The organism is Streptomyces sp. NPDC054863 (genome assembly GCF_053610825.1).
The window spans coordinates 1-10,064 of record NZ_JBSGZD010000290.1; the positions used below are offsets into that span (position 1 = coordinate 1).

10 protein-coding genes are annotated in these 10,064 nt (G+C 69.2%); 8 read left to right on the forward strand and 2 right to left on the reverse strand.

The features are described 5' to 3' along the window. Positions 1 to 47 precede the first annotated feature (47 nt). The 8 genes from ACWGIG_RS32400 (at position 48) to ACWGIG_RS32435 (ending at position 7,301) form a co-directional block, all read left to right on the forward strand. Positions 48 to 692 carry an HAD family hydrolase gene (locus ACWGIG_RS32400; RefSeq protein ID WP_453325259.1) on the forward strand — a complete coding sequence of 215 codons (645 nt, stop codon included), beginning with the start codon at positions 48 to 50 and terminating at the stop codon, positions 690 to 692. Positions 693 to 770: 78 nt separating this feature from the next. Continuing rightward, complete coding sequence (locus ACWGIG_RS32405) at positions 771 to 1,982, forward strand: MFS transporter (RefSeq protein ID WP_453325260.1); 1,212 nt, start codon at positions 771 to 773, stop codon at positions 1,980 to 1,982. Further along, entirely contained in the window at positions 1,951 to 3,126 is a 1,176-nt protein-coding gene (locus ACWGIG_RS32410) for an acetoin utilization protein AcuC (RefSeq protein ID WP_453325261.1), read from the forward strand. The genes ACWGIG_RS32405 and ACWGIG_RS32410 overlap by 32 nt, the downstream gene beginning before the upstream one ends. Positions 3,127 to 3,519: 393 nt before the next feature. Further along, complete coding sequence (locus ACWGIG_RS32415; RefSeq protein WP_453325262.1) at positions 3,520 to 4,335, forward strand: phosphatase; 816 nt, start codon at positions 3,520 to 3,522, stop codon at positions 4,333 to 4,335. A gap of 129 nt (positions 4,336 to 4,464) precedes the next feature. Next, positions 4,465 to 4,677 carry a helix-turn-helix domain-containing protein gene (locus ACWGIG_RS32420; RefSeq protein ID WP_185027739.1) on the forward strand — a complete coding sequence of 71 codons (213 nt, stop codon included), beginning with the start codon at positions 4,465 to 4,467 and terminating at the stop codon, positions 4,675 to 4,677. 130 nt (positions 4,678 to 4,807) lie between these two features. Next, a complete protein-coding gene (locus ACWGIG_RS32425; RefSeq protein ID WP_003948845.1) occupies positions 4,808 to 4,906 on the forward strand; it encodes a 30S ribosomal protein bS22 in 99 nt (32 codons plus the stop codon). Positions 4,907 to 5,098: 192 nt separating this feature from the next. Continuing rightward, the gene (locus ACWGIG_RS32430) at positions 5,099 to 6,229 is read left to right on the forward strand and encodes an NAD-dependent epimerase/dehydratase family protein (RefSeq protein WP_453325263.1); all 1,131 of its coding nucleotides are present in this window, start codon (positions 5,099 to 5,101) and stop codon (positions 6,227 to 6,229) included. 1 nt (position 6,230) lies between these two features. After that, on the forward strand, positions 6,231 to 7,301 hold the full coding sequence (locus ACWGIG_RS32435; RefSeq protein ID WP_453325264.1) for a lysophospholipid acyltransferase family protein: 1,071 nt from the start codon (positions 6,231 to 6,233) through the stop codon (positions 7,299 to 7,301). Positions 7,302 to 7,445: 144 nt separating this feature from the next. On the opposite strand, the gene ACWGIG_RS32440 is transcribed toward ACWGIG_RS32435, so the two are convergent. Together ACWGIG_RS32440 and ACWGIG_RS32445 are read right to left on the reverse strand one after the other, a co-directional pair. Then, the gene (locus ACWGIG_RS32440) at positions 7,446 to 8,681 is read right to left on the reverse strand and encodes a DUF5667 domain-containing protein (protein ID WP_453325265.1); all 1,236 of its coding nucleotides are present in this window, start codon (positions 8,679 to 8,681) and stop codon (positions 7,446 to 7,448) included. 254 nt (positions 8,682 to 8,935) lie between these two features. Continuing rightward, positions 8,936 to 9,721, reverse strand: coding sequence for an ECF subfamily RNA polymerase sigma factor, BldN family (locus tag ACWGIG_RS32445; protein WP_453325266.1), 786 nt, complete (start codon positions 9,719 to 9,721; stop codon positions 8,936 to 8,938). Positions 9,722 to 10,064 lie beyond the last annotated feature (343 nt).

A 10,064-nucleotide genomic window follows, 5' to 3' on the forward strand; every position in this document is an offset into this window, starting at 1 on the left:
GTCTGTTGACTCGGGGGCAGCGGCTTTTTTGCGTTTATGGTCGAGTCATGCGCTACGAACTGGTGATCTTCGACAACGACGGCGTCCTGGTGGACAGCGAGCCGATCTCCAACACGATTCTCTCGGGGTACCTGACCGAGCTAGGGCACCCCACGACGTACGACGAGTCCCTGCGGGACTACATGGGGGCCGCCGTGCACCGCGTGCACGACCTCATCAGAGAGCGGACCGGACAGGAACTTCCGGCGGACTTCGAGCAGACGTTGCACCAGAGAATCGTGGCCGGCTTCGAGCGGGAGCTTCAGCCCGTGCAGGGAGTGGAAGACGTGCTGGCCAACCTGGTCGCCGACGGGGTTCCGTACTGTGTGGCCTCCTCGGGGAGTCACGACCGGATCAGGGCCGGGCACCTGCGGACCGGGCTCGACGAGTGGTTCGAGGAGGAGTGGCTGTTCAGCTCCGAGGACGTCGGCAAGGGGAAGCCTGCGCCGGACCTGTTCCTGCACGCCGCCGAGCGGATGGGGGTGGCGCCCGAGCGGTGTGTGGTGGTGGAGGACAGTCCGCTCGGGGTGGCGGCGGCACGGGCTGCCGGGATGGACGTGTACGGGTTCACCGCGATGACGCCCCCCGAGCGGTTGGATGGAGCCAATGGTTACTTCTCGGACATGAAGGAACTGCTCGGGCTGCTCGACTGAGAGCGGGATGGGGTCGGCCCGGATTGGGTGTGTGATCCATCTACCCATGGGTAGCCCGGGGTCGTACGCTCACCGGTCATGACAGATGCGCGCCTGCGGCACGGCAGGGCTTCCTTGGCGTTGAGCTTCTTCGCGCAGGGCCTGGCCTTTGCGATCCTCGTGACCCGAATACCGGCGCTGCAGAAGCAGTACGGGATGTCGGACGCGGTGCTTCCGATCTTCCTGGCCGCGGTGCCGATCCTGGCCGGGGCAGGGAGCTTCGCCGCCGAGGCGCTGGCGAAACGGGCCGGGCCGGCGCGGGTGCTGCGGTGGTCCCAGCCGGTCGTGCTGCTTGCCCTCCTCGGAGTGGGGGCGGGCCGCGAGATGTGGCACGTGGCGCTGGCGCTCGGGGTGTTCGGGCTCGCGGTGGGCATGCTGGACGCCTCGATGAACATGCTCGGGGTGAGCCTTCAGCGGGCGTACGGGCGCAGCATCATGCTCGGTTTCCACGCGGCATACAGCCTCGGCGGGATCGCCGGGGCCTCGTTGGCCTGGGTGGGGGCGCACGGGGGGCTGTCGCTGTTGGTGTCGTACCTGCCGGTGGTGTGCACGCTGGTGCCCGTGGTGCTGGTGGGGAGCCGGTGGTACGTGGATGCGGTGGCGGGGGAGGAGCAGGGGGCTGATTCGGTCGGTGTGAAGGGGGCGGCGGGGGGCTTCTCGTTCAGGCTGATGCTGCCGCTGTGCATGGTGATGGCTTTTGCGTACATCGGGGACTCGACGGTTTCGAACTGGAGCGCCAAGTACCTTCAGGACGTGTTGGGTTCGTCGGAGGCGCTGGCGACCGTTCCGTACAACGTCTACATGGTGACGACGTTGCTCGGGCGGGCCGTGGGGGACTTCGGGGTGCGGCGGTTCGGGGCGGTGACGGTGGTGCGGGGTGGGGCTGTGGTGGCTGCCGTGGGGTTTGCGGTGGTGGCGGCGGCTTCCGGGGCGTGGATGGGGATGGCTGGATTCACGCTGCTGGGGTTCGGGTTGTGCGTGATCGTGCCGCAGACCTTCGCGGCGGCGGGGCGGATGTTCCCGGGACACAGTGATGTGGCGGTGGCCCGGTTGAACGTCTTCAACTATGTGGGGTTCCTGGTCGGATCGCCGTTGGTGGGGGCGATCGGGGATGCGTGGAACTACCGGGGGGCGATGCTCGTGCCGATGGTTCTGGTGCTCGTCACGCTGGTGTACGCCCGCTCGTTCGAGGCCGAGGGCGACCGATACGGTGGCGGGCATGAGCGGCCGCGCACTGTTGATGTGGGATGACGCCGTCACGGCGTACAACTTCGGGAAGAACCATCCGATGGATCCGGTCAGGCTTGCACTGACCATGGGGTTGGTGCGGGCCTACGGGCTCGACGGGGCGGTCGAGGTGGTGGCCGCGCCGGCGGCGGGGGACTCCACGTTGCGGCTGGTGCATCGGGAGGACTACGTCGCGGCGGTGCGGGCGGCTTCGAGGTCGCCGCGGGACGCGGATCCCGGGTACGGGCTGGGGACCGACGACGATCCCGCTTTCGTGGGGATGCACGAGGCCGCCGCGCTGATCGCAGGGCAGTCGGTGGGGGCCGCGGAGGCGGTGTGGCGGGGGGCCGCGTCGCACGCGGTGAACTTCGCGGGCGGGCTGCACCATGCGATGCCGGGGGCGGCGGCGGGCTTCTGCGTGTACAACGACGCGTCGCTGGCGATCGCGAGGCTGCTGGAGATGGGCGTCGAGCGGGTCGCCTACGTGGATGTGGATGTGCATCACGGGGATGGTGTGCAGGCGGCCTTCTGGGACGATCCGCGGGTGCTGACGATCTCCTTGCACGAGCACCCGAGGCTGTTGTTTCCGGGTACGGGATGGCCCGAGGAGACCGGCGGCGAGGGGGCCGGGGCGGGGAGCGCCGTGAACGTGGCGCTGCCGGCGGGGACGGGGGACGCGGGGTGGCTGCGGGCCTTTCACGCGGTGGTGCCGGAGTTGTTGGCTGATTTCCGGCCACAGGTGCTGGTGTCGCAGCACGGGGCCGATACGCACTTTGAGGATCCGCTGGCGCATCTGGCGGTGTCGCTGGATGCGCAGCGGGCGGTGCAGGCGGCTTGTCATGAGCTGGCGCACGAGTACGTGGAGGGGGCGCGGTGGGTCGCCCTCGGGGGCGGGGGATACGCGGTGGTGGACGTGGTGCCGCGGTCGTGGACGCATCTGGTGGGGATCGCGGCGCATCGGCCGGTGGATCCGGAGTCGGTGATTCCTGCTGGGTGGAAGGAGCAGGTGTTCGCGCTGACGCGGGAGTTGGGGCCGGGGCGGATGACGGACGGGCGGACGGTGGCCTGGCGGGGGTGGGACGAGGGGTACGACCCGGCGGATCGGGTGGATCAGGCGGTGGTGGCGGCTCGTAGGGCGGTGTTTCCGCTGCGGGGGTTGTTGGCGTAGGGGGCTGCCCGCTCTTCCTCACTGCTGCGGGTATGCGGCGGAGCGGGTGGGCTCAGCAGGACCCCTTGCTCCTGGTTCGGCCTGTCGGCGGGGCGGGGGTGGGGTGGGCCGGTCGCGGAGGGGGTGAGCTCTGGGTGGGGCCGCCCCCTTGCCCACCCGCCCCCCCAAGCTCTCAGCTTCGTTCGAGCAGGGGGGACCCCCGCCAAGCTCTTAAGGAGCAGGGGAGACCCCACTGCCCCCGGGGGCGGCCCCGCTGCCCAAGAGGGCTCGGGGGGGCGAGGAGGCCGTGGATCGGGGCCGGGGCTGGGGGCTTGGAGGCTGGGGGTTAGGCCAAGGGTGTGGGTGGGGTGGGGTTTTGGGGACAGGGGGTGGGGAGTTCGGGAGCATGGCGGGGTGTTGAGGAGTGGGGCGCTCAGGGCGCATTTGGTGCAGGCCGGGTTGGCGGGGGTCGTCGCTACTTCGCGGGAGGTGAGTCTGCGGAGCTACCGGGCGTTCGGGGCGGGGGATCCGCGGGTGTTGCTGGGGCTGGAGCCCGAAGGGGGTTGGGGGGAGGGGGAGTTGCTGGAACTGATGGCCGAGCGGTGCGGGGTGTCGGCGGATCCTGGCTATCGGGTGGGGCCCGATGTCATTGATCCGGAACGGACGTTGGCGGCGCTCGACGCTTTTGCGGAGCGGGTGGGGGAGGCGGCCGGGAAGGGGCTTCCGGTGCTGTTCGGGACCGGGCATCCGCACCGGCTGATGGGTTTCTACGGCGAGTTGGCAGACGCTTTGTCGGCGGCGGGGTGTGAAGTGCTCACCCCCGCGCAGGGGCAGCGTGTCGACATAACGACCCGGTTCGGCGTACGTACGTACAACCTTGACTACGTACGAGGAGTCGCGCTGGTGCGTGAACCCGGCGCGCGGGGGAGCGGGAGTGGCACCGGCGTGCACTCCCATTCCCCGCTCCCGGTTCGGGTGGTTCTGGAGGCTGCGGCAGAGGGCGGAGGGCCACTTCCGGGGCTGGTGGTGGGAGATCACGGATGGGTCTGCGGTGCAGGTCAGCTGGGGTTCGAGGCGATTGGTCTGGCGGATGTCGACGACCCCGCGCTGTTCGTCGGACAGGAGGAGGGGCGGGTGTCCGTGGTCGTTCCACTTGATGACGGTGTGCGGTCTGATTACTACCGACCGCTTACTCGCTATGTACTCAATCGAGCGTGTCTGTCACGGTAGCGGGCCGATCGCATCTCCTCTTCCCCACTCGCATCACACGCCCCTAGTCTGGGGAGTGAGCGCACAGCGACGAAGAGTCACCGGAAGGGGAAGCCGGTGCGCGTCATGTGCGGAAGGTACAGGTGGGTCATGACTGCTTCAGGCGAGAGGCCTCTCAACGAGGTCAAGTTTCTGACCGTGGCGGAAGTCGCCTCGGTGATGCGAGTGTCGAAGATGACCGTGTACCGCTTGGTGCACAGCGGTCATCTGCCGGCGATCCGGGTGGGCAGGTCCTTCCGGGTCCCGGAGCAAGCGGTTCACGAGTACCTCCGTGAGTCCTTCGTGGGGGTGGAGACGGCCTAGATTCACCTCGGATTACGTCACTCACTCGGTGGCGGGTTAGGCTAGGCCCTTGCTAGGTCGTGTGGGCCCAGACGCCCCGCACCGATCTCCGCTGACGCGGAGGTGTTCCGAGTAGTGAGCGAGGGTAGTCGTGGGCTCTGTTATCAAGAAGCGGCGTAAGCGGATGGCTAAGAAGAAGCACCGCAAGCTGCTGAAGCGCACTCGCGTTCAGCGTCGCAACAAGAAGTAAGCGACAGCTGTACGCAGTACAGAACAAAGCGGTCCCTCTGCCAGTGATGGCAGAGGGACCGCTTTGCGTTGCGGTCTCCGAGCGTGCTGTGGCCGAGTGTGCTGTGCGGGTCATCACAGCGCAACATCCAAGCGCTACGGTGGGCCTCAGGGGCCCCGGGGAGCCCGGGGAGACCGAGGGAAGGCGCTGATCTTGGGCAAGGTCGTGCTCGTCACAGGTGTGGCCCGGCAGCTGGGGGGCCGCTTCGTGCGGCGTGTGCAGCGGGACCCCGAGGTGGAACGGGTGATCGGGGTCGATGCGGTTTTGCCCGAGCACCATCTCGGCGGTGCGGATTTCGTACGGGCGGACATCCGGCAGCCCGCGATCGCACGGGTTCTCGCCGAGTATGGGGTCGACACGGTCGTCCACATGGACGTGACCGGGACCCCGCTGGGCGGTGGCGGCGGCCGGACCACGGTCAAGGAGACCAACGTCATCGGCACCATGCAGCTGCTCGGCGCCTGCCAGAAGTCGCGGGACGTGCAGCGCCTGGTCGTGAAGTCCAGTACGAGCGTGTACGGGTCCGCGCCGCGCGATCCGGCCGTCTTCACCGAGACGACGTCCCCGAAGGCGCTGCCCAGCGGCGGCTTCGCGAAGGACGCGGTCGAGGTCGAGGGGTATGTGCGGGGCTTCGCGCGGCGGCGGCCCGACGTGGCGGTGTGCGTGCTGCGGTTCGCGAACATCCTGGGGCCGTGCGCGGACTCCCCGCTCGCCGACTACTTCTCGCTGCCCGCGCTGCCGACGGTGCTCGGGTACGACCCGAGGCTCCAGTTCGTGCACGAGGACGACGTGGTGGAGGTGCTGAGGATCGCCGCGCACGAGCCCCGGCGCGCCACGCTGAACAGCGGGACCTTCAACATCGCGGGCGACGGAGTGCTGCTGCTTTCGCAGTGTGCGCGCAGGCTGGGGCGGCCGACGGTGCCGTTCCTGCTGCCCGCCGTACGGTGGGTGGGGTCGGCGCTGCGGACGGTGGGGATGAGCGACTTCTCGCCCGAGCAGATCAGGCTGCTGACGCACGGGCGGGTGGTGCGGACCGTGCAGATGCGCGAGACGCTCGGCTTCGAACCCAAGTACACGACCGTGGAGACCTTCGCGGACTTCGCGCGCAGCCGGGGCGGCGGGTTGCTGCCGCCGGAGGTGCTGGCGTCCGCGGTGGACCGGGCCGCCGCCTTCGTCCGCCGGAACAGTCAGGACGGTCAGGACGGTCGGGACGGTCAGGATGGTCAGCCCGGTCAGGATGGTCAGCCCGGCCAGGACCGTACGGAATCCAAGGAGCGCATCTGACATGGCCGATGCCAAGGTCATCCCCTTCGGCGACGAGCCGCGGTCGCGGCGGGGCACGGGGGCCGCGCGCCCGGCCCCGGGGAAGCGTGGCGCCGGCGGCCGGAAGGGCGGTTCCGCGGCGGCCGGCGGGGGCGCGCTCACGCCCGTACCGGAACAGCAGGGGACGTCTCCAGAGGCCCCTGAGGCGCCCGGGGTCCCTGCGCCGGTTCCCGAGGAGCCCGTCGAGCAGGGTGGCGGCTGGGAGCGGCGGATCGCGGGCGGTCTCGCCTTCCTGCGGCGGCGGATCACCGGGGACTACGAGGTCGACGAGTTCGGGTACGACAAGGAGCTCACCGACCAGGTCCTGATGTCGATGGTCCGGCCGTTCTACGAGAAGTACTTCCGGGTGGAGGTGAAGGGCATCGAGAACGTCCCCGCCGAGGGCGGGGCGCTGATCGTCGCCAACCACTCGGGGACGCTGCCGCTGGACGGGCTGATGCTCCAGGCGGCGGTGCACGACGAGCATCCGGCGGGGCGGCACCTGCGGCTGCTGGCCGCCGACCTGGTCTTCATGCTGCCGGTGGTGAACGAGCTGGCGCGCAAGGCCGGGCACACGCTCGCGTGCGCCGAGGACGCGCAGGCGCTGCTGGAGCGCGGGGAACTGGTCGGGGTGATGCCCGAGGGGTTCAAGGGGATCGGGAAGCCGTTCAGCGACCGCTACAAGCTGCAGCGGTTCGGGCGGGGCGGTTTCGTGTCGACCGCGATGCGGGCGGGGGCGCCGATCGTGCCGTGCTCGATCGTGGGCGCGGAGGAGATCTACCCGATGATCGGGAACGCGAAGACGCTGGCCCGGGTGCTGGGCTTTCCGTACTTCCCGATCACACCGACGTTCCCCTTGCTGGGGCCGTTGGGGGCGGTGCCGCTGCCGACGAAGTGGACGATCCAGTTCGGCGAACCGATCGAGACCAAGGGGTACTCGGCGGAGGCCGCGGAGGACCCGATGCTGATGTTCAACCTGACGGACCAGGTGCGCGAGCAGATCCAGCACACGCTCTACAAGTTGCTGGTGCAGCGGCGGTCGGTGTTCTTCTGACGCGGCGTCCCGGGCTGCTGGGGTCGGCTGCCGGAGTCCGCGAAGCGGTGTGCGGCAGCCGGCGGAGGGGCCGAGTTGCTGGTGCAGCGGCGGTCGGTGTTCTTCTCGTACGAAGAGGGTGAACCGGCCGCCGCTGCGGGGCAGTTACTGCTTGCCGAGGTCCTCGCCGTCGATGCCCAGGCCCGGGAGTACGTCCGGGAGGATGGGCGGGATCGTGACGTCGGGGACGGTCGGGTTCTTGCCGGGGGTGCCCGGCTTGCCGGGTGCGGCGGGCGGGGCGGGCTTGCCGGACGGGGGGTCCAGCAGGTCGCCCGCGCCGCCGATCAGGCCTTCGGACGGCTTGCCGTCGGAGGTCGCGGGCGGTGGACTGCCCGGTCGGCCCTGATGGGGGCTGCCGGGGGTGGAGCCGGGGGCGGCGGGGCGCGTCCCGTCCTGCGGGTGGGGGGTGCCGGGGCGGTCCTTGTGGGTGCCCGGGGCAGCCGGCTTCTGGTCCGACTGCGGGTGCTTGGGCAGCAGTGACCGCAGCGGTCCGACCTCCTGGTCTATGGCGTCGAACACCGAGTTCACCTGCGAGCCCACGTCACCCAGTTGGGCGGGCAGCAGGCCGCGCAGACTGCTCCAGCTGTCGCGGTGGGACTGGGCGAACGCGTTCAGGGCCTCGATGGGGCCGATGTTCCCGTCTCTCTCGTACGCCTCGTGGAGGAGCCGGTGGCCCTCGCCCACGTCGTGCTTCATCCCGGTCAACGTGCGTCGGACTTCGCCCAGTTGCTCGTGGTCGAGGTCGGCCGCTCTGCCCCGCTCCATGAGGCGTCGGGCCTCCTGGAGTCTGGTGGACGCCTGGTCGAGGTAGATCTGACCCCGGTCGGACTCGTCGTCCGCCATGGTGAGTTTCAGATCCTCCATGCCGCGCTTGAGCCCGTACAGCGAATCACCGGGGAGGGCGTTGGAGCTGGCGGCGGCTACGCCGCCGAAGGCTCCGCCGACCACACCCACGGTGAGTCCGCCCGCCGCCAGGCCTTTCGACCAGCGGGAGCGGGGGCGCAATTTGCGGAGGGCGGTCGCCCGGTGGGCGCCCCGCCCCGTGCGCTGTTCGGGCACTTGCGGGCCTGTGGGGCCCGCCGCGGTGCCTTCCAGCATCATGGCTTCCATGGCGGCAACGAGCTGGGCTCGTTGCACCACTTTGACCTCGGGGTCCATTTCCGGTGCGGGCAGGCCGCCCAGACCTGTGACCAGGGACAGCAGTGCTCCCTGGTCGGCAGGCCTTTCGGCTGCTCCGGCCGTACCTTCGGGCTGTTCGGCCGCCGTGCCCTGGAGATCCTGGTCCTCCAGGGCCTGGGCGAAGGCGTTGGCCCGCCGGTGCGCCGATACATTTGCGATCACTGGCGGCACCTCCTCTCGTCATGACGATCGACTCCCCGGGTGGTCCGGAAGGTTGCACGCCATGAGTGCGTCCACACGATTGGGCGAGTGGCTGCGGGCATGGCGTGACCGCAGGGAGCCTGCATTCCGCACAACGAGCCTCCGGGCACTTGGGTTACGGACGAAAGATGATCCGACTGCCAGTTGTGCAGGATTGCGCGCGAACTTCGACGCCCGGTGATCGAACGATCACCAGGCGTCGTCGGGAGATGTTGCTAGCGGGCGTCGTCGGGGAGCAGCCGGGCCAGGGTGCGGACGGCCCGGTACTGGAGGGTCTTGATCGCACCCTCGTTCTTGCCCATGACACGGGCGGTCTCGGCGACCGAGAGCCCTTGCAGGAACCGGAGTGTGACGCACTCCTGCTGCTGCGGATTGAGCTTTCGCACGGCTTCCAGGAGGGCCGCGTTGGAGAGTGACTCCAGGACGGAGTCCTCCGGACTTCGCTCGACTTCATTGGCGTCGAGCATTTCGCCCGTGGTCACTTCGAGCCTGAACCTGCTCGATTTGAAGTGGTCCGCGACCAGGTTCCGGGCGATGGTGACCAGCCAGGCGCCGAAGTCACGGCCCTGCCAGGTGAAGGTGGAGATCCTCCGCAGGGCGCGCAGGAATGTCTCGCTGGTCAGGTCTTCTGCCGTCGCCTTTCCGCCGACGCGGTAGTAGATGTAGCGGTAGACCGTGTCGCTGTACTGGTCGTAGAGGCGGCCGAAGGCCTCGGCCTCGCCACCCTGCGCCCGCTCGACGAGGTCCATCATGCGCGCGCTGTCGCTGTCGGCGGTGGGCCGACGGACGGTGGACGTGCCGGTGCCCGAACTGGCGGCGCCGCGGCTGCGTCTGCCGACGGCGGCACCGCCGTCGGCAAGGGCGTAGCAGGGGCCTACAGCTACAGGGGTGGCAAAGGCGGGGACGGCGTACGCGGTGGGGACGAAGCCGCGCAGTCGGTCGATGACCGTTGCGCGCAGCGTAGCCAGGCCCGAGGCGTCAACCCCGACGTGTGGGTACACGGGACTCCCAGAGGCAGAGCTTCCATCACGTGCAGTGCCGGACTGTTCACTCGTGATGCTGATGAATGGGTTCCGGAATGCGTCTGAGGAGAATAACGCTTCGTACAGGCAGCGCTACACCCAGTTGCTCAAATCACCGTTTCCGTCTCTTCTGTAGCGTCTAAGTGACGGATCAAGTAGCAGATAGTGAGCACTTCTTGATCGGATCGAGTCGTGATCTGTCTGAATGCGGGATCTGTTGTGGCCGAGTGCAGACAGGACGACTGGCCGGGGCATGCGGCGGGTAAGACCCGGGGAATGCCCGCCGTACGGGAAAGGGCCGGGCGCGCCCCCTCAAGTGGGG